Raw genomic sequence first — 23,838 nt, 5'->3', positions numbered from 1 at the left:
TGGTGCTGGCGGGACCACGGGGGACTAAGGGGGTTGTGTCATGGACACAGGTGTTCTCCGGCGGCAGGCGGCCGCCGCGTTCGAGGCGCTCGGGGCGCCCGACCATCTCACGCTCGACTCGCTCGCGGAGCGTATCGAAGAGCATCGCGGCCGGAAGATCGTGGTGCGCGCGGTCGACCATCTCGGTGCAGACAAGATCTCCGGCCTGTGGCTCTCGCTGCCCGCGGCCGAGCTGGTGCTCCATGCCAAGACCGGGTCCGAGCTGCACCGCGAGCAGATCATCCTCCACGAGCTGGCCCACATGGTGCTCCAGCACGACCTCCTGGTCGGCGAAGACCGCCACGTCGCCTCCCTGCTGCCGGACCTGGACCGCAGCATCGTGTCCCGTGTCCTGGCCCGCTGCCGGCGGCAGTCGGAGCCGGAGATCGTCGCGGAGTCGCTGGCCGACCTGTTCGCCGGGGCCATCGCCCGCGGCCGGCGCGCCCGCCGGGACGAGCCCCTCAACTTCCGGGGCGTGTTCGGATGACCCCGCTCGCGGCCGCGACCGCGGCCCTCTGGATCCTCGTCCTCACCCGGCTCGGGCCGTTCCTGCGCAAGCGGGGGGACCTCGTCTTCTGCGCGGCCCTCGCCGGGGCCGCGGCCGCGGTGCTCATGGCGCCCGCGGTGAGCAGCGCCGTCTTCGGCGGCGGCGCGGCAGTGCCCACGGTCGGCTCCCTCATCATGCTCGCGCTCGGACTCGTGCGCGCGGCGATCGTCCGCGCCGTCGTGCTTCCTGCGGACCAGGGCCCGGTGCTCCAGCGCGGTCTCCTGCAGACGGCCGCGGCCATGACGGCATACTGCTCCGCCTACACCTGCGCGGCCCTCGTCGGCGCGGTCCCGCTGCGCGGACTCCCTGCGGTCCCCGAGGCCCAGGTGGACGTCGGGGTGTTCGTGTTCACCACGACCCTCTCCATCTACGTCATCTTCGCCGCCGTCCAGATCGCGCTCGTGTGCCTCCGCTACGTGCCGCAGATGGCCTCGGGCCTGTTCAGAATCGGGTTCACCACGGTGGCCGTGGGATGCGGCTCCGCGATCGCCGGCATGGCGGCCAACGTGCTGCGGGAGGCCGGGGACCTCACCTCGGTGGGCCTCGACGCCGGGCCCACGCTCGAGGCGTCCTTCGAGTGGTTCGCCGGCTGCGCCGGCGTGCTCCTGCCACTGGGGCTCGCGCTCCCGTCGCTGACGCGGTGGGCCGATGCCTGGCAGGTGTACGAACGCTACTGTCTGCTCCGACTGGACCGGGTCTGGCGGCGCGCGGCGGACGCCAACCTCGTGATGGACGCCCTCACGGCCCCGCTCAGCGGCGTCGTCAGCAGGGATCCCCGGTCGCGCCTGCACCGCGCCCTCGTCGAAATCATGGACAGCGAACTCGCCGCCGGCGGCTCGCTCCTGACATCATCGGAATCGAGACTCGTCAAGAAATCGGAGGAAGCCTTCTATGCCTGAGAATCTCCCGCCGGAGCCACAGGAAGTCTTGGCGGAACGCCTCAACACGCTCCTCGACGTCGTGGCTGCCGAGGGCGGCAGCCGCTACACGTTCCCGGAGATCAAGGCGGCCATGGAGGCGCGGGGCGTCCACATCTCCCGCCAGCGGTGGCACTACATGCGCGCCGGCACCGGCCCCATGACCACGGACACGCCCCTCCTCGAAGCCCTCGCGGACTTCTTCGGCGTCCCCGTGTCCTTCCTGACCGAGGCCGACGCCGAGGTGCCCTCGCGCGTCACGGCCCAGCTCGAGCTGCTCCGCACGCTCAAGGAGGCCGAGGTCAAGAACTTCGCCGCACGTGCCCTCACGAGCGACCTCTCCCCCGAGACGCTCCTCGAGATCCGCGACATCATCGACCAGACCCTCAACCGCCAGTCCCACGACCAGGACTGAAAGCCGGCAGGCGCCGGCCTCAAGGATGTGAGCGCCGCCGTCAAGGAGGTGAGAGGCGCCGGGCGCGAAAGCGCAGGATGTGAAAGGGCCGCGGCCCCTGCGGGGGCCGCGGCCAGTGTCGGGGATGACTCGCTCAGTGCGAGGGCATCACGCGGTGGTGCCTGGCGTCGTTGGCCGGTTTGAAGGCCGCAGCTGTCACTCCAGCGGCGATGATGCCGGCGATCCACGAGGTCCAGGACGCTCCCGTGTGATCCGTGTACGCGCCCATCCACGGGGACACGAACAGCAGGACGCCGAAGGCGCACTGCACATATTCGAGCCACGGTGTGCCGGGCAGCGACAGGTTGAGGACGCCCGAGGCGATCAGCAGGATGCCGAACACGAGCATGAGCGAGGTCGACAACGCGGTCTGCGCCGTCCACATCACTGCAAGCGCCGCGTAGAGGCCGCATACGATCGCGACGTAGTCCTCCCAGCGCGTCCACTTGTTCATGGGTTGCACTCCTCCCAACTTTCCATACCCCCGGTACCCCCGGGGAACGGCGGTCAGTGCTCGGGCTGGTCGGTGCATCCGCGCCGGCGCGAGAGGCGCTGGCCACTTCCAGTACACGCCGGAGAACGCAGGCTGTAAAGGGCGGAAGTCCCTCCTAGCTGCGGGTCAGCTCCTGCGCGTCGAGAGACTCGCCCGCCTGCTCGTCGCCCTGGGCATGCAGCACCATGACAGGGCACGAGGCGTGCTCCGCCACGGCCCGGCTCACCGAGCCGAGGAGCATGCCCATGAACCCGCCGAGTCCGCGGGAACCGACCACGAGCATGGTGGCATCCCGGCTGGCGCGGACGAGGACCTGCGCCGGGCGCCCCTCGACTGTGAGCGCCCTCAGCCCCTCCGGCTGCTGGTCCCCGTAGGCCTCCTTGAGGGCGGACTGCAGCAGCGTCGCCGCGTCCTCCTCGGGATTCCAGTCGATGCCCGGGTAGGAGACGTACCCGGCGCTGCTGGCGGGAATGTGCCATGCGGCCATCGCGGTGATCGGACCGCCCACCGTCGGCTCGAGCCGCGCGGCCCACTTGAGCGCCTCGATCGAGAGAGGCGAACCGTCGACGCCGACGACGATCCCTTGGACGGGGGCAGGAACCTGTGCTTCGCTCATGGCCAGAGCCTAGGTCCGCGGGGCGGGGCGAACTAGGGAACTTGGGCCCGCATGCAGGTGCCGCCGCTCCCGGCCTCACTCCGCCGGGCTGCCGTCGGCCCCGTCGTCGCGCGGCTCGTGCGCCTCGTGCGTGCCGTGGCCCTGTTCGGCGTCCCGCTCCCGGTCCGCAACCTCCGTCTCGGGCAGCTTGGTCGGCTCCGGGAAGCGCGAGATCGCGGCCGGCACGGCGAGGAACATCATGATGCACAGCAGGCACAGGACGCCGCCCGCCACGAGGGACTGCCACCGTCCCAGCACCACATCGAAGATCAGCGACGAGGTGCCCATGATGAGCAGGGCGGCCAGCCCGAGGGCCACCTTGGCTGCCCACGCCCCGCTCGCCACGAGGCGGTCCTTGACCTGCTTGCGGAAGAGCCACCGGTGCACGCTCAACGGCGTGAGCACGACGAGGAGGGCTATGGCAGCGATCACCACGAGGACGAGGTACAGCGTGCGGGCGTACTCGTCCAGCGTGGTGAAGCGGGCCTGGAACGGCAGCGTCATGAGGAAGCCCGCGATGAGCTGAAGGCCCGTCTGCAGGATGCGCAGCTCCTGCAGGATCTCGGCCCAGTTCCGGTCCAGCTTCTCCGCGTAGGTCTCGCGCCGGTGGTAGAGCAGGTGCCGCTGGGACTTGCGTTCGGTGGCCCGCTCAGTGGTTCCGGAGGGCATCGATGAGCTCACTCTTGCGCAGGGAGGAGTACCCCTTCAGGCCGAGCTCCTTCGCGCGGTCCCGCAGCTCGCCCACGGTGCGATCCTCGTAGTCGCCGGCCTTGCCCCCGCGGTGCCCCACCTTCCCGCGGCCTTCCTTCGCGGCGGCATTGGAGATCCGGGCGGCCTTCTGCTTCGAGGCTCCCTCGTCGCGCAGCTCCTCGTACATCTGTGGATCCTTGATGCTCGGAGGCGTCTTCTTCGCCGGCATGGCGGTTCTCCTTCCATCGCGGGCCGCGCCTTCCGGCCCGGTTGAGGTCTTCTTTCCCGTCCGACAGGGTGTTCACACCTCGTCGGGACCGCGGCGCGCGTCTCCCGCCAGGACGACGGACGCCTCGACCGAGCGCTCCGTGACCGTCGTGGGGCTCTCAAGGTGCACGGCCTGGGACGGGATGATGCCTGCACCGCCGTAGCGCTCCATGACGCGCCACTGCGCCACGACGTCCTCGCCGGCGTGGGCCGGCGGAAGGTCACGCCAGAACGCGAAGGCGCCGCATTCCTCGAGGGCCTCCCTCCGGTAGAGCACGCATCCCCCGACCCAGGCGATGCGGTACGGGAGCCACTCCCCCGCGCGCAGCCGGCCGGTGCGGCGGAGATCGGCTGCGAGATGGGCCAGGTTCGCCGCGTTGTGCAGCCGCCAGCGTTCGAACCCGGGAGCCTGGCGGTCCATACGTTCGGGCTGCACCGGCCCGTCCCACACCGAGAATGCCCCGACCTCGTCGGGGCGCGGGTCGTCGAGGTAGGACAGGCCCTGGACGGCCATCCCCACGAATCCGCACCCGAGGGTTGCGAGCGCCTCTCCCAGGGTGCGGACAGCGCCCGGGGCGAGCCACACGTCGTCGTCCAGGAAGAGCACGCGCGGCGCGGAGGAGGCCTCGAGGAGGAACTGGCGATGCTCGGCCAGGCCCCTGCGGGGGTGGTGCCGGAGCGTGCGCACCGCGCGGCCCTGCGCCTCGAGCAGCCGCAGCATCGCGGCGGGCCCCTCGTACTCCCAGCCCGCCGGTCCGTCGCTCTGGTCGCTCACGACGACGCCGAAGTCGTCCGCGTCCTGCCCGGCGAGCCCGGCCAAGGTGGTGGCGAGCTCGGTCGGACGGTTGCAGGTGGGGATGAGGATCTCGAGGAGCGGCTCGCCGGGTGGACGTGGCGCTGCCCAGTCCTCGGGCCCGCGGTTCACCGGTCCACCCTGGTGTCGATCGGGCGGCGGTCCGCACGCTCGGTCCAGCCCAGCGTCTCGAGGCGTCCGCCGACGGCCTCCACGGCGCCGGCCTCGGCCAGCATGCCCGGAAGGTAGTCGCCGCCCTTGACGTACACGTCGGGGGCGAGGGCCTCGATGAGCGGCACCGCCGTTTCGGAGTCGAAGACGAGGGCGTGGTCCACGGACGCGAGGGCCGCAACCACGGCTGCACGGTCGTCCTCTGTGGTAGACGGCGGCGTCCCGTGGAGGCGGTGCGCCGACTGGTCCGAGTTCACCCCGACCACGAGGAGGCCGCCCATCCGTGCGGCGTCCTCGAGGAACGCGGTATGGCCGCGGTGCAGCCCGTCGAACACGCCATTGGTGAGGACCACCGTCTGGCCCGCTGCCCGGGCGGCGGCCGCAGCCTCGCGCGCCGCAGCCAGAGTGCTGACGCGGCGCGCCGGCTCCCCGCGGAGCGCGGCCGCCAGTCGCTCCCCGGTGCAGGTGCTCGTCCCCGGAAGGCCGACGACGACGTCCGCGGCCGCCTGCCCGACGTCCGCGGCCGCCTCGACGGGCAGTCCCAGCGCGAGCGCGTACGCGAGTCCCGCCACGAAGGTGTCCCCGGCGCCCACCGCGTTCTGCTCGGGGCGGGGCGGGCTGCGGTGGCGTGCACAGTGCCGGGTGGCCCGAGGAGCACCGTCCCGTCACGGTCCAAGGTCACGAGCGTGTGCTCGGCGCCGGTCGCGGAACCGAGCTCGCGCGCGTGCCCCTCCGCCCAGGCACGGCGGTCCCCGTGCGGCGTGGGCTCGCCGAGGAGGTCGGCCGCCTCCTGGGCGTTGGGGGTCGCAACGTCGGCCCGCAGGCTCGCCCACTCGTGGAAGCGCCGGGCGTCCACCACGAGGGCGTGGGCCCCGCTGCGGACGGCGGCGCGGTCCAGCGCCGCGAGTGCGCCGAGGCCGTAGTCGCACACCACGACCGCGTCCGCCCCGGCCAGCGCGGCAAGGGCACGGTCCGACACCTCCCGGGCCTCGTCCGGCTCTGCGGGGCGGCACGAGTCCACCCTGAGGAGCAGCTGGCCGCCCGCCAGCATGCGGGACTTCACCGACGTGGAATGCCCAGCGCGCTGCACGAGCGTGTCCCGGGTGCTGATTCCCGCACGGTCCAGGCACGCGGTGAGCGAGGCGCCGGGTCCGTCGTCGCCCGCCACCCCCGCGAGCACCACGTCGGCACCGAGCGCGGCGAGGTTCATCGCGGTGTTGCCCGCCCCTCCCGGCGCGTCGACAACGCGGGCCACGTCCAGCACCGGGACCGGGCCCTCGCGGCAGAGCCGTTCGGCCCCGCCCTCGCACCAGCGGTCCAGGAGCACATCCCCGAGCACGAGGATCCTGGGACGGCGGCGCTGAAGGGCGGCAAGGATCTCCTCGGCGTCCACTCAGATCACCAGCCCCGGGCCCGGGCGGGAGACGACGGGCGGCTCGAGGTGGATCACCTTGGGACGGCTCAGCTCGTCGAGCAGGCGTGGGCCGAACCCGACCGGGCTGCCGGTCTGCGGCAGGCCCGGCGCGTCGGTCCCCGTGGCCCCCTGCGCCACCCCGTTCACCACGACAGTCCCGACCGGCAGCTCGGCAGCGGCGATCTGGGCGTGCGCGATGTCCCGGGTCAGCACGGTTGCGGAGGCACCGCAGGGGCAGTGGGCGGCCTCGGCAATTGCCTCGCCGAAGCTTCCCACCGGGACGACGGCGGCCACCGGACCGCGCACCTCTCGCGTGAAGCATTCGAGGGCGGCGGCGGGGCCGGCGAGGATGGTCGGCGGGTAGTAGGACCCGGGGCCGTCCGGGATGGTGCCACCGGCGATCCGGCGGGCGCCGCGATCCACGGCGCGGGTCACCGCGCGGTGGACGTCTTCCCGTGCCGAGGCGTCAACGAGTGGGCCGACCCGCTCGTCGTCGCCCCATTGCCGCGCCTGGCCGGCGAAGGCCGTGAGGAAGTCTTCGGCGATGTCCTCGAGCACATAGATCCGGCTCGCGGCGGAGCGCAGCTGGCCTGCATGCCGGAAGGCCGCCTCGGCCGCGCACGCCGCGGCCCAGCCGGGATCCACCTCCCGGTCCACGAGGAACACACCGTTTCCCGGGCGGCCGCGGACCAGGTGGGCATCTGTCCCGCGGGCGAGGTGAGCGAGGCTGTCGGCCACCTCGGAGGACCCGAGGTGGACGATCGCGTCGACGCGTCCGTCCTCGGCGAGGGCCGCGCCCACGGCGCCGCTGCCCGTGACGGTGCCGATCACCCCGCCGGGGACCGCGGAGGCGAAGAGCCGGCCGAGGCGCCGGCCCAGTGCGGGGCAGCGGCCGCTCGGCTTGAGGAGCACGGCGTTGCCCGCGGCGAGGGACGCCCCGACGATCGCGCAGGACACGGCGACGGGGTCGTCCCAGGACGTCAGCCCCAGCACGACTCCGCGGGGTTCGAAGACCGTGAAGTCGAGTCCGGAGAACGCCCCGGCGAGGCTCGGACCTGACCGCAGCAGGCCCAGCTCCGCGAACCGGCGGAGGGCCTCGGCTCCCGAGCGCACGCCCTCGAGCGCGTCGTCGAACAGACGGCCGGTCTCCTGGGAGTTCAGGTCGGCGAGCTCGTGCGCGGCGGACTCCACGGCTGCTGCAATCTCGCGCAGCGCCGCTGAGCGCTCAGCCTGCGGCGTGCGTCGCCACAGCGCTGAGGCCCGGCGCGCCGCCTGGAGTGCGCTCTCGACCCGCTGGGCGTCCGGCGCTGCGAGGGTCCCTGCCTCGGTGTCCGTTCCGGGGGCGGCGGCCTCTCCTGCTACGCCCATTCCGGCGGATTCCGGTCGGGGCATCTCCGTTCCTGATGGGTGCGGCGCACCCGCGTAGTCTGCCTTGCCCGGCAGGACAGCGCTCATGTCAACCTCCTGTGCGACTTCTCTGGGCCTACTACCCCTGCCTCCCTCTCCCAAGCGGCCCCTTCCGGGGACTTCTCTCGCGCGTGCTGAGGACTTCTCTGAGCGCGTTTGCACATCGGCGGTGGGGGTAGCGGATCCGCACGGTGCCGTCTGCGGCGGCGCGCGGACCGGCGGACCGGCGGACCGGCGGACCGGCGGATACCAGCGGACCGATGCTGGCCGGCGCTGGCCGGCGCTGGCCGGCGCTGACGGGTGGAGAACCGGCAAGGACCAAGGAGGAATGATGGCGCGAGCCGCCCACGGTGAGGACGGACCCTTCGACGACGTGGACCGCATCGCGGTGCTCCGCGGCGGCGGGATCGGCGATCTGCTCTCGGCCCTCCCCGCGCTCGACGCGCTGTCCCAGACCTACCGGCCGGCGCACCTGACCCTGCTCACGACGCCGCTGCTAGCGGCCCTGCTCGAGGACCGGCCGGGCCCGTGGGACCGCGTTGCCGTCGTGCCGACCTTCCCCGACGCGCCCGACGCGTCCGGGCACACGTGGAGGGACGACCCGCGCACGGGCGAGCTCGTCTCGGCGCTGCAGGCCGAGCAGATCGGGCTCGCCGCCCAGCTGCACGGCGGCGGCAAGAACTCGAACCCGTTCGTCCTCGCCCTGGGCGCCGCCCACACCGTGGGCTGCTCCACCCCTGACGCGGACCCGCTCGAACGCCAGCTCACACACCTCTACTACCAGCGGGAGGTGGACCGCTGGCTCGAGGTCGTCGCGCTGGCAGGGGCAGAGACGAGCCGCCTCGAACCGCGGCTGGCGGCCGTCCCCGCCGACGCCGAGGCTGCCGCCCCGTGGCTGCAGACCGAGGCGAGGGGCCTCGTCGTGGTCCATCCCGGGGCGACCGATCCGCGGCGGCGCTGGCCCGCCCATCGGTTCGCCCATGTGGCAGCGGCGCTCGCCGAGGAGGGCTGGCAAGTCCTCGTGGTCGGCGATCCGGGCGAGCGCGAGCTCGCCGAGGGGATCGCGCACGACGCCGTGGCGACGGCTCCCAGCGCCGCGCACCGGATCGGGTCGGCGGCGGGGCAGACCGACCTGCACGCGCTGGTGGGGCTGCTCGATGCCGCGCGGCTCGTGGTCGCCAACGACAGCGGTCCCCGGCATCTCGCTCAGGCGCTGGGGACCCCAACGGCCTCCGTCTACTGGGGGCCCAATCTGGTCAACGCCGGCCCGCGCCAGCGGAGGATGCACCGCGTCCAGATCTCCTGGCGCCAGCTGTGCCCTGTGTGCGGGGCCGATGGCACCGACCCGTTCGGCAGGTCCTGCGACCACTCCGATCCGTGGGTCGCCGACGTGCAGGCCGACGACGTGCTCGACGACGCCCGGGCCCTCCTCGCCGGACGGTAAGGCGGGACCCCGCTCCTCTGCCCCGGCCCGCACGCCACCATGACTTTCCCGCGCGGCACCCCGTCCGGCGCGGCCCGCGACCTTCCCGCGCAGCCGCACAACCGTTCCAGCATTCCCCGCAGCCCCGTGACGAGGGGTCACGAGGGCTTCGGCTGCCCGGAAGTCCTTGGTGCGCCATTCCTTGGAGTGAGCCCTTTCCTAGAAGGGCGGGGGCGGGTCGTGGTGGGGGTAGGTGGTGTAGGCCAGTCCCGCTGGTGAGGTCCAGTGGAGGGTGCCCGGCGGTGTGAAGGCTCCCGGTGGACTGGATACCGGTGGATTGGGTGCCGGTGGGCTGGGTGCCGTGGGGTTCGGTGCCGGTGGGCTGGGTGGGGCGTTGCGGCTCTGGGTGGGCGGGATGGGCTGGGTGGTGGCCGCTTGGCGGAGGGTCCAGTGGCCGCGGGTCTTGAGACGGTGGTGTTCGCGGCAGAGAAGGGCGAGGTTGTCTGCAGCGGTGTGGCCACCGGCGTGCCACTCGGTGGTGTGGTCGGCCTCGGTGGTGGGGGCGGGGCGGTCGCAGCCGGGAAAGCGGCAGGTGGCATCGCGGGCGCCGAGGTAGCGACGCATCGCGGCGGTCGGGGCGTAGCGGGCGCGGCCGATGGCCAGGGGCGCGCCCGTGGCGGGGTCGGCCCACAGCCTCGTCCAGGTGGCCGCCTGGGCGGCGAGGAGCCGGGCCGCTGCGGGGTCGACGGGGCCGTAGCCGAGGAGTTCGGCCGGGGTCTCGGAGGTCCCGGCTGCGGTCGCGGCGGGCAGGACGAGGACGACCTCGCACCGCACCCCGGACCCCGCAGGGCCAGCGGGCCTGGCTGACCCGGTTGACTTGGCTGATCCGGCTGACTTGGCTGGCCCGGCTGACTTGGCTGACCCGGCTGACTTGGCTGGCGCGCCGGGGATGGCCGGCTCCGCCGCCGTGGCGGCCATCGGGTGCCCGGCGGCGGGGGCCGTGTCGCCGGCGCCCGTGGTCCCGCGGACGCCCGTGATCCCGCCCGGGACCGCGGTGCCGGCCGGGACCGTGGTGCCGGCGGTCAGGAGGTCGGCGAAGGCGTCGGCGCGCAGCTGTGCGAGGGTGCGGGCCTCGTCGGGGGCCTGGAGGGAGCGGGCGATGGCCTCGAGGCGGGTGTCGATCGCGGCCCCCTGTTCGAGGGGCAGGTACGCGGTGAGCCAGCACATCCCGTCGGGGGCCGGGTCGAGGTCGACGCGGCGGCCGGCGGCGGCGTGGGCCTTGCGAGCGGTCAGCGGCTCGTCAGCGTGGTCCTCGACGAGGCGGCGCAGCCGACGGGTGAGGGCGGCCGGGGACGGTATCCGGTCGGGGTCGGAGGGGCAGGCGGCCTCGACGGCGGCGGCCAGGAATGCCGGCAGGCGTTCCGCAGGCACGGGGACGGCCGCGTCCAGGACCGCCTTGGCCCGGCGGCGGGAGAGCCGCCCGCCGGCGAGCGCCGCCAGGATGGGGGCGGCGGCCGGGTCGGTCAGGGACAGGGCCTCGGCGACAAGGCCTTTGGCGGTGCGGGCGGAGACTTTCAGGGCCGCCGAGACCTCCGAGGCCGCGATCGAGGCCGCCTCCGCCGTTCGGAAGGGGTCGGTGCCGTCACCGGCGCAGAGGTCGACGAGGGCACCTAGAACCGCGGCCTGCTCGGCCAGGCGTGCGGCCTCGACCTGTTCGAGGCGGACCAGGCGGCGTACGAGCCCGGCAGCGGCCACCTCGCGCAGTTCCGCCCGCACCACCGGGGCGGGGAAGACCTCGAGCTCTTCCGGGTCCGCGAACAGTCCCGCATCCACAGAAGCGAACAGTGCCGCGTCCACCCCTCCCCGTACGGACACGGCGAGGTCCTTGTCCGGGACGCGCCGGAACGCTGCCGAGAGCACTGGCCCGAGCGCGGCCGGGCCACCCCCCTGCGGCCGCGCCAGATCGTTCAGCTCCCACTCCAGCCGCAACCACTCCGGCGGCTCGGACGGGAACCCTACGGACGACACGGCGTCGTCGGGAGGCACCGCTGCCTCCGACTCCGACCGGCCATCTCGCTCCATACACCAATTTTAGTACATGGATTCGATATAAAAAAGATCATGGGTTGATACTTTCGAAAATCGAGCGGCTGTGCGTCTCAGTCGTCAGCAGGCCCGGTCAGTCTTTGGTAGCTCTGGCCGTGCGGTCCGGCGAACGCGCTGGGCCTCCCGTTCAGCGAGACGACCGTCCGCCCGAGCGCAGACTCGGTGAGCTGGGCAGCCACTGGGGGCAGGACACGCTCGCCCTCGTTGCTGACCCAGGTGACTCCGGGCAGCGACTGCACGAGATCGACGAACTGGGCCCTCCGAGCCGGATCGAGGTAGACGAGCGCGGCGCTGTGGAAGACGACCACGCGTGCACCGGGCGGGGCCTCCTCCACGAGCCCCCGGATGCTGTCCACGAGGTCGCCGCGCAGGATGGTCGCGGGATCCGCTGCCGCAACCGCCGCGGCGGCGCGCAGACGGTCGCGGCGGTCCTGGTGTTCGGGCCAGACGAGCGTCTCGAGCCACTCCATCTGCGATGGGTCGCCGACGTCGACCGGATTCAGGTCGACGCCGGAACGCCACACGACGTCAGGCAGTCGATCGGGGACGCTCCCCGCATCGATGCGGCAGGGCAGCTCCACGGTGCTCGTCCCCGTGGCGGGATCGAGGGACACCGTGCGGTCGCCGAGGTCGTAGCGGTAGCTGTACCTGTCCGGGTAGAGGCACAGTCCTGCGGAGGCGCCGGCCTCGATGAGCGCCAGCGGTCCCACCAGGCGGCTCAGCACGGGGAGGAGGACCGCGCACCGGGCCGCCTCGTTGGTCTGGGTGGACCGTTCCAGGACCAGGGATTCCACGGCCGGCCAGTGAGACAGGAGCCATGAGCGGAATCCCGCGTAGGGCCCCACCGGCGCCCCCTGGAGGCGGGCCGCTGCGAAGACGAGGTTGGGCTGTCGCTTGGCCTGTGGGAGGGACTCGAGGAGTCCTACGACAGCGGCATCCTCTGCGATGGAGCTCGCCCAGTCGAAGAAGACGTCGGATACCCCTCGTGCCTCGCCCTCGGCGAAGGCCCTGTAGACCTCGGCGGTCCGGTTCTCCATGGGCCCCAATCTATGCCGGCCTACGGCCAGGAATCCTCCATCGACCCGGCCACGAGCAGCTCGCGGATCTCGCAGCCCCGCGGCTGGGAGAGGGCGAAGAGCACCGAGCGGGCCACATCGGAGGGTCGGTTGAGGGTGCTGCGGTCGTGGGGCTTGTAGTCTTCTGGGCGGTCGTCGAAGAAGGCCGTATCCATGCCTCCCGGGATCAGCGTGGTGACGCCGACCCTGCCCTTGAGCTCGGCGGCCAGAGCCCTGCTGAAGCCGATCACGCCGAACTTGGAGGCACAGTAGGCGGTGGCCCCTGCCGCCCCCCGGAGGCCGAGGGTCGACGCGACGGTCACCACCCGCCCATGGGACTCGAGCAGATGAGGAAGGGCGGCCCGCACTACGGCGGCCGTGCCGATGAGGTTCACGCGCAGCACGCGCTCCCATTCGTCGGCGGCCACCTCGGTGAGCTCGCCGCAGCGGTCGATGCCTGCGGCGCACACCACCGCGTCGAGGCCGCCCGCCTCCTCGGCGGCACGGGCGACGGCGGCCTCCGCCTCCTCGCGCACGGAGAGGTCCGCGACCACGCCGGTCACGCCCTCGGGAGCAGGCTGCCGGTCGACCACGATGGGCCGGGCCCCCTGCGCCGCGGCCGCATCGACGATCGCTGCCCCGAGGCCCGAGGCGCCCCCGGTCACGAGGATCCGGGCCCCGCGCAGGGGCTCCTGGGTGGACTGCTCGACCTCTGGGCTGGTGCTCGTGCTCATCGTCGTCATGGGGTTCCTTCCTGTTGTGTGGTGATGGTCTTGGTTGGTCTCGCCAGCGTCAGCCCAGCCCCGCGATCGCGGAGGCGAGGCCCGTCGTCGACCGTCCCGGCTCGAGCGGTACGGTCACGACGTCGCCGCCCCACCCCCGCAGGAGCGCGGTCTCGGGCAGCTGCTCGGCGTCGTAGTCGGCGCCCTTGACCCAGACATCGGGGCGGAGCTCCTTGAGCAGCTGCTCCGGGGTGTCCTCGGAGAAGACCTCGACGGCGTCCACGCAGCTGAGCCCGAGGAGCAGGTCCGCCCTGTCGGCCTGGGACATGAGCGGGCGGGAGTCGCCCTTGAGGCGTCGGATGGACTCGTCGGAGTTGAGGCACACGATGAGGCAGTCGCCGAGGCCGCGGGCGGCCTCGAGGAGCCGGAGGTGGCCCGCGTGCAGGAGGTCGAAGCAGCCTCCGGCGGCCACCACTCGGCCGCCGGTGGACTGGACGCGCCGCCCGAGGGCGAAGGCCACACTCTCCTCCGGCTCGCCCTCCCCCGCCGGCAGCGCCTGGGAGCTGTCCCCGGAAGCCGCGGGCGGCAGGGGCGCCTGGCTGCCCTCAAGCGAGGAGACGCCGCCCCCGCCGAGGAACTCCACCGCTGACGAGATGGCGGCCTCGACCGCCTTCTCGAGCCCGTGACCGGCGGCGAGCGCGACGGCGAGCGAGGCGGCGAAGCGGTCCCCCGCCCCACACGAGTCCTCGATCCTCAGCCCGGCCGCGGGGGCCGCGATGTGGGTGTCGGCCTCAGGCCCGCAGATGAGGGCACCCCGTTCGGCCAGGGTGACCACCACCGAGTCCGCGTTCCAGCGCTCCCTCAGCCGGCCCCCGCGGTCGCGACGGCGCCGAGTCCGTTGACGGCGCGCCCCGAGAACGCGAGCAGCTCGGGCAGGTTCGGCGTCACGGCCGCAGCCCTGGAGACGGGCCGGGCGCCCTGGGGGTGCGGATCCCACACCACAGGCACGTGCCGGGCCACGGACTCGATCATGGCCCGGAGCGTGGGGGCCTCGGCGAGCCGGCGGCCGTAGTCGGCGACGACGATGGCGTCCGCGCCGCGGATCCGCTCGAGCATCGTCTCGTCGACCAGGGGGAAGGGCTTCTGGCCGCAGCCCTCGTCGATCCGCGCGACTCGTTGGCCGTCCGCGATGAGGCGCATCTTGACGGGGGTCGGGCCGCCGAGCGCCCCGGCGCTCACGCGCACCCCGCTGAGCAGGGCGCGGAGGCGGGCCGCCGCCTGGTCGTTGGAGAGCGCGGTGATGAGATCGACGTCGTGCCCGTCCTCCGCGAGCATCGCCGCCACCAGTCCGGCCCCGCCCGCACGCTCGAGCCGCCGGCTCACCTCGACAATGGGCGCGGGCGCGTCCGGGCAGAGCCGGCTCGCGTGGCCGTGCAGGTCGATGTCCATCAGGGTGTCTCCCACCACGGCAAGCCTCATCGGGGCTCCCTTCCTGGAGCGGTTCGTGCGGCCCGTGGCTTCGGCACCGGAGCGTCCGCGATGCACGCGTCGAAGCACGCGCACAGTGCGTGGATCGCCACCAGCTGGGACTCCTGGACGTGGCAGTTCCTCCCGTCGAGGAGCACCGCCTCGTCCACCGCCAACGAGAGCGGATTGGGTCCAGGGCCCGTCATGGCCCAGCTCACCGCGCCGACCTCCCGGGCGGCCGCGGCGGCGCAGAGGAGGTTGGGGCTCTTCCCGGACGTGGAGAGGAGCACGACGACGTCCCCCTCCCGGGCGTGGGCCCGGATCTGCCGGGCGAACACCTCGTCGTAGCCGTAGTCGTTCCCGATCGCCGTCATCGCGGAGGTGTCCCCGTGGAGGGCGATCGCAGAGAACGGAGCCCGCTCGCCGTCGTACCGCCCCACAAGCTCGGCCGTGAGGTGCTGCGCCTCGGCCGCGGAGCCGCCGTTGCCGGCCACAAGCAGTCTGGCGCCGTGGGAGAGCCGATGGGCCAGATCATGCCCCCAGCGCGCGAGCAGGAGGGAGTGGCGCTCGAGGACCTCGAGGGCCACCATCGACTCGGCGATGTGCGCGGCCACGCTGCGTGCGAGCGCAGCGGTGGGGTCGCTGGCGGGCCGGCCGCGCTGGGCGGCGGAGCGGAAGGCGGCGTTCGCGGCGCCGGGTACGGTCCGCAGGGCCGCCCGGGAGCGGGGCGTGGCCCGCGCGGCGTCCAGTCCTCGGTGAGCTGCACACATCCTCAGGCTCCCTCCTCGATGCGGCGCAGCCGACGCCGGGACCGGAGGACGTCCGGCTCGGGCTGCTGCCAGTGCTCGCGCATCACCCGGTAGATGCGCTCGGTGTCGGATGCGACCTTGTCCCACGTGTAGCGGCTCCGTGCGCGCTCGACCCCGGCCGCGCCGAGTGCCGCGCGCCGCTGCGGATCGTCCGCGAGCGCGGCCACGGCGTCGGCGAGGGCGTCCGGGTCCTTGGGCGGGACGTGGAGGCCCGTCACACCGTCCACCGTGGTCTCGGCGAGTCCGCCCACGGCGGCCACGATGGTGGGGACGCCGCAGGCCATGGCCTCGAGCGGGACGATGCCGAAGGGCTCGTACCAGGGGCAGCAGACCACGGCATCGAGGCTGCGCAGGAGCTGGGGCATGGCGTCCCGGGCCACCTGGCCCGTGAAGATGACCTGGCCGCCGACCCCGAGGGAGTCGGCGAGGTCGCGCAGGCGGCGAGCCTCCGGGTCGCCGGCCACGCGCTCCTTCGCCACAGAGCCGCCGACCACGAGGAGCTCGATGTCCCTGCGCCCGGACTCGGCGAGGAGGGCGAGCGCACGGATCACCGTGTCCACGCCCTTGCGCGGCACGAGGCGGCCGATCGTGGCGATGCGAAACCGCTGTCCCCGCGCCCTGGCCGGTCCCTCGGGCGTGAAGAGGCGGGTGTCGACGCCGCAGGGCGCAAGGGAGATGTGCCGGCGGTTCACGCCCATGGCACGCAGCTCGAAGGCCTCGTCGGGGCAGGTGGCGATGACGCGGTCCACCGAGCGCGCAACCCAGGGTTCGAGCGTCTCGCGTTCGGGGGGACTCGTGTCCTCGACTCCCTGGTGGCGGCGCTTGACCACGCCGAGGGCGTGGAACGTCTCTGCCACGACGGGCGGCGTGAGACCGAGGCGCTGCACCTTCTCGGCTGCCTCGATGCAGGCGACGCCGGACATCCAGAAGTGCCCGTGCACGACGTCCGGGGGATCCTGCGCCCAGTACTCGCTGATCCGGTCCGCGAGCTCGGGGATGAAGGGCAGGAGCCTGTCCTTCGGAACGGCGCGCGGCGGCCCTGCGTCGACGTTGACGAGGCCGACGCCGGTGGGCAGCATCTGCTCCCAGTGGAGCCTGTCGCTGTCGCGGCGTGTGAAGACGGTGACGGCGTGCCCGCGGCGGACGAGCGCCGCGGAGAGCTCAGCGACGTGCACGTTCTGCCCTCCCGCGTCTTCGCCCCCGATGGCGGCGAGCGGGCTCGCGTGCTCCGAGACCATGGCGATCTTCATCGTTGTGCTCCTTTCAGCGTGTTCGCGCCGCGGGTCCCTCCGGCGGCTTCAGCGAGCACCTCGTCCCACGCGGCGTGGAACCGGTCCAGCCCATAGCGGGCCTGGGCAGCCTTGCGTGCGTTGTGCCCCATCTCCGCGGCCTCGCCCGGGTGGGCAAGCAAGCGGCGGGCGGCGGCGATGAGTTCCTTCGGGTCGGAGCTGACGCAGCCTGCCTCCGGGGGGACGGCGCGCCAGGCTTCCGTGGCGCCCACCACGAGCACCGGAAGGCCGAGGAACATGGCCTCGATGAGGGCGAGCCCCAGCGAGGTCCAGCGGAAGGGGTGGAGGTAGGCGCGCCGTCGGGCGAGCTCGGCGTGCAGTGCCTCCGAGGGCAGGTCGCCTGCCCAGGCGAGGCGGTCGGGGCCCACCCCCGTCGCCTCGGCGAGGCCTCCGCCGCCCATGCCGAAGACGTCGATGGGCGCGGCCTCCGAGAAGGCCGGCAGCAGGTCCGTTCCCGCCACCCGGCCGCGGCGGACGGGCTCGTTCACGGCCACTCCGAGCCTCTCGAGCTCTCCCGTGTAGCCCAGCCCGGGATCGCGGACGCCGTGCTCGACCACGAAGACGGGCGCGCGGCCGCTGTCCCACATCAGCGCGTTGAAGTGCGTCACGTGCACGATCGGGATGTCGGTCTGGTCGGCGAGCGGATGCCGCGTGTTCGGGACCGATCCTTTGGGGGTGTTGTGCTCGACGAACACCGCGGGGACATCGACTCCCGGCCGCAGCCCCGTCAGCGACCGGACGAGCTCGATCTCCTCGGTGCGCTGGAGCACGACGGCGTCGACCTCGCCTCCGCGGGACGCGAGGTCCTCGGCCGTGGCCTCCACGGCGTGCGGCCACGGCCTGCCCGCGAGGCCGAGACCCCAGGGCCCGTGCTCCGCGTCGACAGGCACCACGTAGCGGTGCGGGCCGCGGACGAATCCGTCCATCCAGCCGCCATGGACGTGCCAGAGAAGGATGCGCATCAGGCCACCGCCCCGGTCTGCGCCGTGATCAGGTCCTGCACCGCCTCGACGACCTGCTCGGCGCGCACACCGGCCAGGCAGGGGTGGCCGGGGACCGGGCAGATCCGCGCCCGGGTGCCTGCGCAGGGTGCCTCCTGGTCGCCGAGGAGGACGCTGGGCGCTCCCCTCGGCCGCCAGACCTCGGCGGGGACCACGGGGGCGAAGAGGCTCACCACGGGCGTCCGGACGGCGGCCGCGAGGTGCGCCGGACCGGTGTTGCCGGCGACGACGACGCTGGCGCCGGCGAGCACATCGACGAGGCCGGGCAGCCCCGTGCGTCCGCCGAGGTCGATGCCGCGGGAGCCTGCCACGCGGGCGGTCAGCGCGCGCTCGTCCGGGCCGCCGGTCACCAGCACGCGCAGGCCCGCGGCCGCGAGCAGCTCGACCAGTGCCGCCGCATTCTCGGCCGGCCAGGACCGTGCGGGTGCGTCCGCCCCCGGGTGCACCACGACGTAGGGGCCGTCGGGCCGGAGGCCGCTGCGGTGCTGCGGCACGAGGGCGGGCAGGCCGTCGTCGTCCGCCGGAAGCGTGAAGCCCGCCGCGGCGGCGATGCCGAGCGCCCGGTCCACCTCGTGGGTGGCCCATGGGAGTTCTCGCGAGGTCATCCGGACGTCGAGCAGCGAGCCGGGGTAGTCCTCCGAGAGCGCCGTGATCCGGGGGACGCCGCAGAGCCGCAGTTCCAGGGCGAGGGGCAGGGGCGACTGGTGGAAGGAGGTGAAGATGACCGCCTCGTCGGGTGCGATGTCCGAGACCAGCCGCTCGAGGCGGTGGAGGTGGCGCGGCGTTGCCTCCGGCGCCGGATTGCCGATCCAGGGGCAGTCCCATTCGTAGGTATGGCGCACCTCGGGCAGCAGGCGGGCGGCACCGCTTCCGCGGGGCCCGGTCAGCAAGTAGGGCTCCGCGTGGGCGGCGATCGCCCGGACGGCGGGGCCGGCCATGACCACGTCTCCGAGGCTGTCGAGCCGGACGGCGAGCACGCGCCTCACGCTGCGCTCCCCTGGGGGATTCCCTGATCGGGCCGGCCACTCCGTACGAGCTCCGGGCCCAGCGCGAGCATGACCGCGGAGGCGAGGTCCCCGGCAACGGCTGGAGCCGCGAGGATCTCCGGCCGCAGGGTCACGGGCGTGGGCACCAGGATGCCGCGCGCGCCGGCTCGGCGGGCTGCCTCCATGTCCTTGCCGATGTCGCCGATGACCACGACGTCCTCGGGCTGGACCTCCAGGTCGCGGCATGCGGCGTGCACGAGTCCTGGCTTGGGCTTGCGGCACTCGCACCGGTCCTCGGGGGCATGCGGGCAGACCTGCCAGGTGTCGAATGGGCCGAGGATCTTCTCGATGCGGGCGTTGACGGCTCGAAGCTCGTGCTCCGCGATGAGCCCCAGGCCCACCCCGGACTGGTTGGTCACCACTCCGCAGGCGATCCCGAGCGCGCGGAGGCGGCCGAGCGCCTGCAGCGCTCCCGGCATCGGGACCACCAGATCGGGGTCAGTGTTGTACGGAACGTCGGCGACGAGCGTCCCGTCGCGGTCGAAGAGGATCGCGGACGGCACAGGCCGCCGCTTCCTCTCGCCAATGGTCTTCCTCATAGGAGAAGCAGTGCCCTTGCAGCAGTACACTAAACGGAACTCGGGACTACTTCTTCTCCTCCTCTCGAAATCGCTCAAGCCGCGGGCGTACCGTCACCCACACTCAGGGAGCAGCCGTGGCACAGCGCGCAACGAAGCCGACCGTCCTCGCCCTGCGGGCACTCAAACTGGGCGACCTCCTTGTCGCCGTCCCCGCGCTCCGGGGCCTCCGCCGGGCCTTCCCGGACCACGAGCTCATCCTCGCCGCGCCCCGCTGGCTGGCACCGATCGTCCCCCTCATCGGCGGTGTGAACGCCCTTCTGCCCACCCCGGGGCTCGACCGCCCGCTGGCCTGGCGCCGTCCCGTGGACGTGGCCGTCAACCTGCACGGAAACGGGCCCGAGAGCAGGGGCCGGCTCGATGCCTTGAAGCCCACGTACCGGATCGGACACGCCGCGCCCGGCTGGGCCGGACCGGAATGGGACGACTTCGTCCACGAGCGCGACCGCTGGGTGCGCCTGCTGACATGGAACGGCATTGTGGCCGATTCCGCGGACTTCCGGCTGTGCCCGCCCGAGACGCCGGCCCCGGTGGACCGTGCCACGATCCTCCATGTGGGCGCCGCCTACGGCAGCCGGCGCTGGCCCATCGAGCGGTTCGCGGACGTCGCGGCCGTGCTTTCGCTGCGCGGCCACCAGGTGGTGGTCACCGGTGGACCAGACGACGTCTTCCGCGCCACCGCGGTCGCCAAGGCGGCAGGCCTGCCTGCCTCCGCCTGCGTGGCGGGACGGTGGGAGCTGGACGAGTTCGCCGCGGCGGTTGCCGCGGCGCGGGCCGTGGTCACCGCTGACACCTCGGCGGGCCACCTGGCCACGGCCTACGGGATCCCCTCGGTGGTCATTTTCGGACCCGCCGCGCCGGAGCAGTGGGGCCCGCCCGCTGACGGCCCGCATGTGGTCCTCACGGACGCTAGCGTGCGTGCCGGCGATCCCTTTGCCGAGGACCCCGACCCGGCCCTCCTCGCGGTGCTGCCCGGCCAGGTCCTGGATGCGCTGGATGCACTCGAAGCGGACGACGCCGCTGGCCGGGAGGGCGGTCAGGTCGCCTTCACCTAGGGTCGGCGCAGCTGTCCTCAGACCACAGGGCTCCCAGACAGGAGGAAGGGCGCGGTGCACGCACCGCGCCCTTCCTCCTGGCCACGCCCGGGCCTGATGCCGCCCCCCTTTGCCCCCGGCGTCGGACACGGACGGGACCCGGCTCTCACGCCGCCATCCTCCTCCGCAGCCTGTCGAGCAGTCGCTTGAGGAGCCGCGAGACCTGCATCTGGCTCACCCCGAGCTCCTTGGCGATCTCGTCCTGGGTGAGTTCCTGGACGAACCGGAGCTCGAGGAGCTGCTTGTCGTTGTCTGTCGCGTCGGACATGGCGCCGGCGAGCGCGTGCATCTGCTCGACGTGCTCGTAGCCCGGGTCCTCGGCGCCGAGGACCACGTTCAGCCGGCGTTCCTCGGGATCCTCGGACGAGTCCCCGTGCTCGACGGGCTGGCCGACCATGGCCGAGTCCGCGATCTGGGCCTCCGCAATCTCCGAGGCCGGCACTCCGGCCGCCCGGCTCAGTTCGGCTGTGGTGGGATCGTGGCCGAGCTCCTGGGCGAGGCCGGGGCGCAGCCCATTGACCTTGAGGCGGAGCTCTTGGAGGGCACGGGGCGGCCGGACGACCCACGACTGGTCGCGGAGGTAGCGCTTGAGCTCGCCCGTGATGGTGGGCACCGCATAGGGTACGAACCCGTGGCCGAGGGGCTCCTGGTAGCGGTGGGCCGCCTTCAGGAGGCCGAGGCGGGCCACCTGGCGCAGGTCGTCCGCGTCGTGGCCCGCGCAGCGGAAACGGCGGGCGAGCGCGTCGGCCACCCCGAGGTACTCGACGGCGAGCCGGCCCGCTTCGGCTTCCTCTGTCACCGCCGCCGAACGCCCGTCGCCTCCGGACGGCGCGTCGTGAGCTGTGGCTCCGTCAACGGCGCCTTTGACGCTGTCCGGAGTGAGGTTTGAGCCCGGGTCCGTGGGGGCTGGAGAAAGATGATTCTGCCGGGGAACTTCATTCATGGCGAGTTCCTTCCTCGCTGGGGTCGGAGAAATCGTAGGCCGTCAGGGACTGCCGGGCGCCTCCTGGAACGGGGGCGCCGCGCAAGGTAGAAGAACGGGGACCGAGCGGCGATCTGTCGGTCCTGACATCCGGTTCTTCATGTCGCCTGGAATGAAGGAGGGGCCGAGGGTGGCTGCAAGCGCTGCGGCCGCCGCCTCCCGGTCGCCGAGACGGATTCTCGGCGGCGCTGGGCCTGCGGCAGCGTGCGCATCTGCATCGCGATGATGATGCGGATGCAACTGCATTCACCCGGCCGTCCGGCTTCCAAGTGCGGGCCAGCTGCTTGACTCCGGTTTCCACCGTAGGCACGCCTGCTCTTCAGATACAACCGGCTGAGAAGGAGCAATGCTGTCTCTTGGCATTCCAGGGGCAGATTATCTGGCGGGCTTACCGAGAGGAGCACTCCGAGTTGGGCCCGCGCGGGCGGCCGTTCAAACCGCGGGGCGCGGTTTTGGGGCGGGCCCGCTCCGGGTATGAAGACGGGAGCGGACCAGTCCCGCCTTCCACGTAATCGAGAGGACGCCATGGACCAGCGGAATCTTCCTGACGAGCCCGAGCGACGGGACGGCGTGCCCGTCGACGACGAGGCGCGCCTCGCGGAGCGCGAGCCGGGCGAGGAGCGCCCTGAGGGGAGCTCGGGTGTGCACCCGGGCACCCCAGTCCCCCGGCACGGGGTGGACGACACCGTCGCGGACGGCCCCAGCGACGTCACCCCCTCATCCCAGGGTGCCGGAGCGGTCTGGGGCGATGCCGAGCGCACCCCCAACCCCGGCCCGGTCCGCCCGCCCGGGCCCGATGACCAGGCGCGCATCGATGCGGTCGCCGAGGAGTACGAGATCGCGACCACCGAGGAGGGCGAGCACTACCTGACTCCTCGCGAGGGCGCCGAGACCGCGTCACAGCCGGCACGCGACGACTTCCCGGACCACTGATACCGACCCTCAGCGTCCGCCCGCCCGCCCAGTGCCCACGGGCCCAGTGCCCGGGGCTCTGGGCGGGCGTGCGCCGTCTAGGTGCCCGGCCCGGTGCGCGGCGTCGAGTCGAGCAGCTCGGCGAGCGCCGCGTCGGAGACCTTGCCGCCGGGCGTCGTGAGTTTCCGGCCCTCGTGGTAGGCGAGGAGAAGCCGTGGGTCCACGTAGGATCCGCGGGCCACCGCAATGGTGTTGTGGAGCCAGTCCGCAGCGTCCGCGATGGCGCGCCGCCACGCCTCCTCGGCGTCGAAGCCCTGCTCCGCACTGCGGGCGAGGGATTCCGCCGCGATCACGGTGCCGCGCCACGTGCGCAGGTCCTTGGCGCTCGCGCCCATGCCGGCCCGTACGCGCAGGTACCCGTTGAGGGACTCGGATCCGATGCGCTGGAACCCCGTCGCGGACTCGTAGCCCAGGGCGGCCCGGGACTTCGGGCCCTTCGGCAGGCTGCGGAGGTACTCGGCCAGATCGGGATCGCGCAGTTCCACCGACCACTGCATCCCGGACTTGCCCGGGAACTCCAGCGAGATCGTTTCGCCGTCGAGGCGCAGGTGCCTGCGCTGGATGGTGGTGACGCCGAAGGAGCCGTGCTGGCGGGCGTACCTGCGGTTTCCCACCCGCACTCCGAGCCGGTCCACGATGCGCAGCGCCGCCGCGAGGGCCTGTTCCTTGGGGCCGTGCTTGCCGCGGAGGTCTTCCGTGACCGCGCGGCGGATCGCGGGAAGCCTGCGGGCCAGGGCCACGGCGCGGTCGAACTTGCGGGCCTCCTGCCGCTCGCGCCACGTGCTGTGGTACAGGTACTGCTTCCGGCCGGCGGCGTCGATGCCGGTCGCCTGGACCCTGGCTCGCTGCGACGCCGCGATGCGCACGTTCCGCCAGGCCGGCGGTATGGCGAGCGCCTCGATCCGCGCGAGGACCTCCGGCGAGTCGACCCGCTGGCCGTCCGCGTCCCGGTAGCTGAACCCCTTGCCCGCGCGGCGCCGGGTGATCGTCCCGTGCGCCGTCCGCCTGCTGCGCGTCTTCATCGGCAGCTACTTACCCGCAGCCCCATGGATGGAACCAGCCCGTCCGGCCGCCGGCCGGCCCGTTACCGAAGGAGCCACACATGAACGCATCGCACCCCCAGGACCCGCGCAGCGCCCGGGTGACGGGCACCGTCCCGCCCCAGGACCTCGGGGCCCCCGGGACCACCGGGGAGACCGAGCCCCGCCCGGACCACGGTGAGAGCACCTACGAGGGCCACGGGCGCCTCACAGGGCGCGCCGCCCTCATCACGGGCGGCGACTCCGGGATCGGCCGCGCCGTCGCCCTCGCGTTCGCGAGGGAGGGTGCGGACGTGGCCATCACCGCCATGCCCGAGGAGGCCCAGGACGCGGCGGAGGCCACCGCTGCCATCTCGGAGGCGGGGACGCGGGCGGCGCACTTCGAGGGCGACCTTCGCGAGGAGGAC

25 protein-coding genes and 2 pseudogenes are annotated in these 23,838 nt (G+C 73.1%); 7 read left to right on the top strand and 20 right to left on the bottom strand.

Translation table 11 applies throughout. The features are described from left to right. Positions 1-40: 40 nt before the first annotated feature. Genes SA2016_RS03500 through SA2016_RS03490 form a run of 3 tightly spaced genes read left to right on the top strand, consistent with a single transcriptional unit; the run spans position 41 to position 1,918 of the window. Complete coding sequence (locus tag SA2016_RS03500) at positions 41-526, top strand: hypothetical protein (protein ID WP_066495308.1); 486 nt, start codon at positions 41-43, stop codon at positions 524-526. Further along, positions 523-1,485 (top strand): hypothetical protein, encoded by a 963-nt coding sequence (locus SA2016_RS03495; RefSeq protein WP_066495306.1) that lies wholly within the window; start codon positions 523-525, stop codon positions 1,483-1,485. The genes SA2016_RS03500 and SA2016_RS03495 overlap by 4 nt, the downstream gene beginning before the upstream one ends. After that, positions 1,478-1,918, top strand: coding sequence for a hypothetical protein (locus SA2016_RS03490; protein WP_084249272.1), 441 nt, complete (start codon positions 1,478-1,480; stop codon positions 1,916-1,918). Before SA2016_RS03495 ends, SA2016_RS03490 begins: the two co-directional genes overlap by 8 nt. Positions 1,919-2,051: 133 nt before the next feature. Here SA2016_RS03490 and SA2016_RS03485 read toward each other — a convergent pair whose 3' ends face one another. The 8 genes and pseudogenes from SA2016_RS03485 to SA2016_RS03450 form a co-directional block, all read right to left on the bottom strand. Next, positions 2,052-2,411, bottom strand: coding sequence for an SPW repeat protein (locus SA2016_RS03485; RefSeq protein ID WP_066495297.1), 360 nt, complete (start codon positions 2,409-2,411; stop codon positions 2,052-2,054). A gap of 154 nt (positions 2,412-2,565) precedes the next feature. Then, positions 2,566-3,066 carry a universal stress protein gene (locus SA2016_RS03480; RefSeq protein ID WP_066495294.1) on the bottom strand — a complete coding sequence of 167 codons (501 nt, stop codon included), beginning with the start codon at positions 3,064-3,066 and terminating at the stop codon, positions 2,566-2,568. Between the two features lie 75 nt (positions 3,067-3,141). Next, positions 3,142-3,774 carry a DUF6328 family protein gene (locus SA2016_RS03475; RefSeq protein ID WP_174835355.1) on the bottom strand — a complete coding sequence of 211 codons (633 nt, stop codon included), beginning with the start codon at positions 3,772-3,774 and terminating at the stop codon, positions 3,142-3,144. Further along, complete coding sequence (locus SA2016_RS03470; RefSeq protein ID WP_066495292.1) at positions 3,755-4,024, bottom strand: DUF7218 family protein; 270 nt, start codon at positions 4,022-4,024, stop codon at positions 3,755-3,757. The genes SA2016_RS03475 and SA2016_RS03470 overlap by 20 nt, the downstream gene beginning before the upstream one ends. A 72-nt stretch (positions 4,025-4,096) precedes the next feature. Beyond that, entirely contained in the window at positions 4,097-4,987 is an 891-nt protein-coding gene (locus SA2016_RS03465) for a glycosyltransferase family 2 protein (protein ID WP_066495289.1), read from the bottom strand. Next, complete coding sequence (locus SA2016_RS22605) at positions 4,984-5,598, bottom strand: adenylyltransferase/cytidyltransferase family protein (protein ID WP_371326648.1); 615 nt, start codon at positions 5,596-5,598, stop codon at positions 4,984-4,986. The genes SA2016_RS03465 and SA2016_RS22605 overlap by 4 nt, the downstream gene beginning before the upstream one ends. A gap of 104 nt (positions 5,599-5,702) precedes the next feature. Further along, positions 5,703-6,281: pseudogene (locus SA2016_RS22600) on the bottom strand (PfkB family carbohydrate kinase); the annotation flags it as partial. Positions 6,282-6,419: 138 nt separating this feature from the next. Then, positions 6,420-7,895, bottom strand: a complete 1,476-nt coding sequence (locus SA2016_RS03450) for an aldehyde dehydrogenase family protein (protein ID WP_169803041.1) — start codon at positions 7,893-7,895, stop codon at positions 6,420-6,422. 280 nt (positions 7,896-8,175) lie between these two features. Here SA2016_RS03450 and SA2016_RS03445 point away from each other — a divergent pair, with 280 nt between their 5' ends. Next, positions 8,176-9,291 (top strand): glycosyltransferase family 9 protein, encoded by a 1,116-nt coding sequence (locus tag SA2016_RS03445; RefSeq protein WP_084249270.1) that lies wholly within the window; start codon positions 8,176-8,178, stop codon positions 9,289-9,291. Positions 9,292-9,489: 198 nt separating this feature from the next. Here the strand turns inward: SA2016_RS03445 and SA2016_RS03440 are convergent, their stop codons facing one another. The 10 genes from SA2016_RS03440 to SA2016_RS03400 all read right to left on the bottom strand — a co-directional run bounded on the left by SA2016_RS03440 (position 9,490) and on the right by SA2016_RS03400 (position 19,304). Then, the gene (locus SA2016_RS03440) at positions 9,490-11,352 is read right to left on the bottom strand and encodes an HNH endonuclease (protein ID WP_084249269.1); all 1,863 of its coding nucleotides are present in this window, start codon (positions 11,350-11,352) and stop codon (positions 9,490-9,492) included. 77 nt (positions 11,353-11,429) lie between these two features. Next, the gene (locus SA2016_RS03435) at positions 11,430-12,413 is read right to left on the bottom strand and encodes a DUF2332 domain-containing protein (protein ID WP_066495267.1); all 984 of its coding nucleotides are present in this window, start codon (positions 12,411-12,413) and stop codon (positions 11,430-11,432) included. Positions 12,414-12,433: 20 nt separating this feature from the next. Continuing rightward, entirely contained in the window at positions 12,434-13,165 is a 732-nt protein-coding gene (locus SA2016_RS03430) for an SDR family oxidoreductase (protein WP_066501949.1), read from the bottom strand. Between the two features lie 58 nt (positions 13,166-13,223). After that, entirely contained in the window at positions 13,224-13,991 is a 768-nt protein-coding gene (locus SA2016_RS22470; RefSeq protein ID WP_306505420.1) for a PfkB family carbohydrate kinase, read from the bottom strand. 23 nt (positions 13,992-14,014) lie between these two features. Beyond that, complete coding sequence (locus SA2016_RS22465; RefSeq protein WP_306505419.1) at positions 14,015-14,632, bottom strand: PfkB family carbohydrate kinase; 618 nt, start codon at positions 14,630-14,632, stop codon at positions 14,015-14,017. Then, positions 14,629-15,390, bottom strand: coding sequence for a D-sedoheptulose-7-phosphate isomerase (locus tag SA2016_RS03420; protein WP_084249268.1), 762 nt, complete (start codon positions 15,388-15,390; stop codon positions 14,629-14,631). Before SA2016_RS03420 ends, SA2016_RS22465 begins: the two co-directional genes overlap by 4 nt. A 2-nt stretch (positions 15,391-15,392) precedes the next feature. Continuing rightward, a complete protein-coding gene (locus SA2016_RS03415; RefSeq protein WP_084249267.1) occupies positions 15,393-16,679 on the bottom strand; it encodes a glycosyltransferase in 1,287 nt (428 codons plus the stop codon). Continuing rightward, complete coding sequence (locus SA2016_RS03410; RefSeq protein WP_066495264.1) at positions 16,676-17,680, bottom strand: glycosyltransferase; 1,005 nt, start codon at positions 17,678-17,680, stop codon at positions 16,676-16,678. Before SA2016_RS03410 ends, SA2016_RS03415 begins: the two co-directional genes overlap by 4 nt. Next, positions 17,680-18,705: a glycosyltransferase family 9 protein gene (locus SA2016_RS03405; RefSeq protein ID WP_218030593.1), complete on the bottom strand. Its 1,026-nt coding sequence runs from the start codon at positions 18,703-18,705 to the stop codon at positions 17,680-17,682. Before SA2016_RS03405 ends, SA2016_RS03410 begins: the two co-directional genes overlap by 1 nt. Then, the gene (locus tag SA2016_RS03400) at positions 18,702-19,304 is read right to left on the bottom strand and encodes a D-glycero-alpha-D-manno-heptose-1,7-bisphosphate 7-phosphatase (RefSeq protein ID WP_066495262.1); all 603 of its coding nucleotides are present in this window, start codon (positions 19,302-19,304) and stop codon (positions 18,702-18,704) included. Before SA2016_RS03400 ends, SA2016_RS03405 begins: the two co-directional genes overlap by 4 nt. A 116-nt stretch (positions 19,305-19,420) precedes the next feature. Between SA2016_RS03400 and SA2016_RS03395 the strand changes: the two genes are divergently transcribed. Continuing rightward, on the top strand, positions 19,421-20,398 hold the full coding sequence (locus SA2016_RS03395) for a glycosyltransferase family 9 protein (RefSeq protein WP_066495260.1): 978 nt from the start codon (positions 19,421-19,423) through the stop codon (positions 20,396-20,398). 145 nt (positions 20,399-20,543) lie between these two features. Here SA2016_RS03395 and SA2016_RS03390 read toward each other — a convergent pair whose 3' ends face one another. Further along, positions 20,544-21,236 (bottom strand): sigma-70 family RNA polymerase sigma factor, encoded by a 693-nt coding sequence (locus SA2016_RS03390; protein ID WP_066495257.1) that lies wholly within the window; start codon positions 21,234-21,236, stop codon positions 20,544-20,546. 708 nt (positions 21,237-21,944) lie between these two features. Here SA2016_RS03390 and SA2016_RS03385 point away from each other — a divergent pair. Further along, the gene (locus SA2016_RS03385; RefSeq protein ID WP_066495255.1) at positions 21,945-22,352 is read left to right on the top strand and encodes a hypothetical protein; all 408 of its coding nucleotides are present in this window, start codon (positions 21,945-21,947) and stop codon (positions 22,350-22,352) included. 77 nt (positions 22,353-22,429) lie between these two features. Here SA2016_RS03385 and SA2016_RS03380 read toward each other — a convergent pair whose 3' ends face one another. After that, a complete protein-coding gene (locus tag SA2016_RS03380; protein WP_066495254.1) occupies positions 22,430-23,413 on the bottom strand; it encodes a DNA topoisomerase IB in 984 nt (327 codons plus the stop codon). Positions 23,414-23,493: 80 nt separating this feature from the next. On the opposite strand from SA2016_RS03380, the pseudogene SA2016_RS22075 reads away from it, so the two are divergent. Beyond that, positions 23,494-23,832, top strand: a pseudogene (locus SA2016_RS22075) (SDR family NAD(P)-dependent oxidoreductase); the annotation flags it as partial. Between the last annotated feature and the right edge of the window lie 6 nt (positions 23,833-23,838).

Origin of the sequence: Sinomonas atrocyanea (assembly GCF_001577305.1) — a bacterium.
GTDB classification, from domain to species: Bacteria; Actinomycetota; Actinomycetes; order Actinomycetales; family Micrococcaceae; genus Sinomonas; species Sinomonas atrocyanea.
The sequence above is the reverse complement of the archived record's forward strand: the minus strand, read 5'-3'. Positions and strand labels throughout refer to the sequence as shown.

What these genes read in the sequence shown, in the direction of transcription:
- SA2016_RS03500 (WP_066495308.1), top strand. Translation starts at nt 41, where the DNA reads ATGGACACAGGTGTTCTCCGGCGGCAGGCGGCCGCCGCGTTCGAGGCG.
- SA2016_RS03495 (WP_066495306.1), top strand. Translation starts at nt 523, where the DNA reads ATGACCCCGCTCGCGGCCGCGACCGCGGCCCTCTGGATCCTCGTCCTC.
- SA2016_RS03490 (WP_084249272.1), top strand. Translation starts at nt 1,478, where the DNA reads ATGCCTGAGAATCTCCCGCCGGAGCCACAGGAAGTCTTGGCGGAACGC.
- SA2016_RS03485 (WP_066495297.1), bottom strand. Translation starts at nt 2,411, where the DNA reads ATGAACAAGTGGACGCGCTGGGAGGACTACGTCGCGATCGTATGCGGC.
- SA2016_RS03480 (WP_066495294.1), bottom strand. Translation starts at nt 3,066, where the DNA reads ATGAGCGAAGCACAGGTTCCTGCCCCCGTCCAAGGGATCGTCGTCGGC.
- SA2016_RS03475 (WP_174835355.1), bottom strand. Translation starts at nt 3,774, where the DNA reads ATGCCCTCCGGAACCACTGAGCGGGCCACCGAACGCAAGTCCCAGCGG.
- SA2016_RS03470 (WP_066495292.1), bottom strand. Translation starts at nt 4,024, where the DNA reads ATGCCGGCGAAGAAGACGCCTCCGAGCATCAAGGATCCACAGATGTAC.
- SA2016_RS03450 (WP_169803041.1), bottom strand. Translation starts at nt 7,895, where the DNA reads ATGAGCGCTGTCCTGCCGGGCAAGGCAGACTACGCGGGTGCGCCGCAC.
- SA2016_RS03445 (WP_084249270.1), top strand. Translation starts at nt 8,176, where the DNA reads ATGATGGCGCGAGCCGCCCACGGTGAGGACGGACCCTTCGACGACGTG.
- SA2016_RS03440 (WP_084249269.1), bottom strand. Translation starts at nt 11,352, where the DNA reads ATGGAGCGAGATGGCCGGTCGGAGTCGGAGGCAGCGGTGCCTCCCGAC.
- SA2016_RS03435 (WP_066495267.1), bottom strand. Translation starts at nt 12,413, where the DNA reads ATGGAGAACCGGACCGCCGAGGTCTACAGGGCCTTCGCCGAGGGCGAG.
- SA2016_RS03430 (WP_066501949.1), bottom strand. Translation starts at nt 13,165, where the DNA reads ATGAGCACGAGCACCAGCCCAGAGGTCGAGCAGTCCACCCAGGAGCCC.
- SA2016_RS22465 (WP_306505419.1), bottom strand. Translation starts at nt 14,632, where the DNA reads ATGAGGCTTGCCGTGGTGGGAGACACCCTGATGGACATCGACCTGCAC.
- SA2016_RS03420 (WP_084249268.1), bottom strand. Translation starts at nt 15,390, where the DNA reads ATGTGTGCAGCTCACCGAGGACTGGACGCCGCGCGGGCCACGCCCCGC.
- SA2016_RS03415 (WP_084249267.1), bottom strand. Translation starts at nt 16,679, where the DNA reads ATGAAGATCGCCATGGTCTCGGAGCACGCGAGCCCGCTCGCCGCCATC.
- SA2016_RS03410 (WP_066495264.1), bottom strand. Translation starts at nt 17,680, where the DNA reads ATGCGCATCCTTCTCTGGCACGTCCATGGCGGCTGGATGGACGGATTC.
- SA2016_RS03400 (WP_066495262.1), bottom strand. Translation starts at nt 19,304, where the DNA reads ATGAGGAAGACCATTGGCGAGAGGAAGCGGCGGCCTGTGCCGTCCGCG.
- SA2016_RS03385 (WP_066495255.1), top strand. Translation starts at nt 21,945, where the DNA reads ATGGACCAGCGGAATCTTCCTGACGAGCCCGAGCGACGGGACGGCGTG.
- SA2016_RS03380 (WP_066495254.1), bottom strand. Translation starts at nt 23,413, where the DNA reads ATGAAGACGCGCAGCAGGCGGACGGCGCACGGGACGATCACCCGGCGC.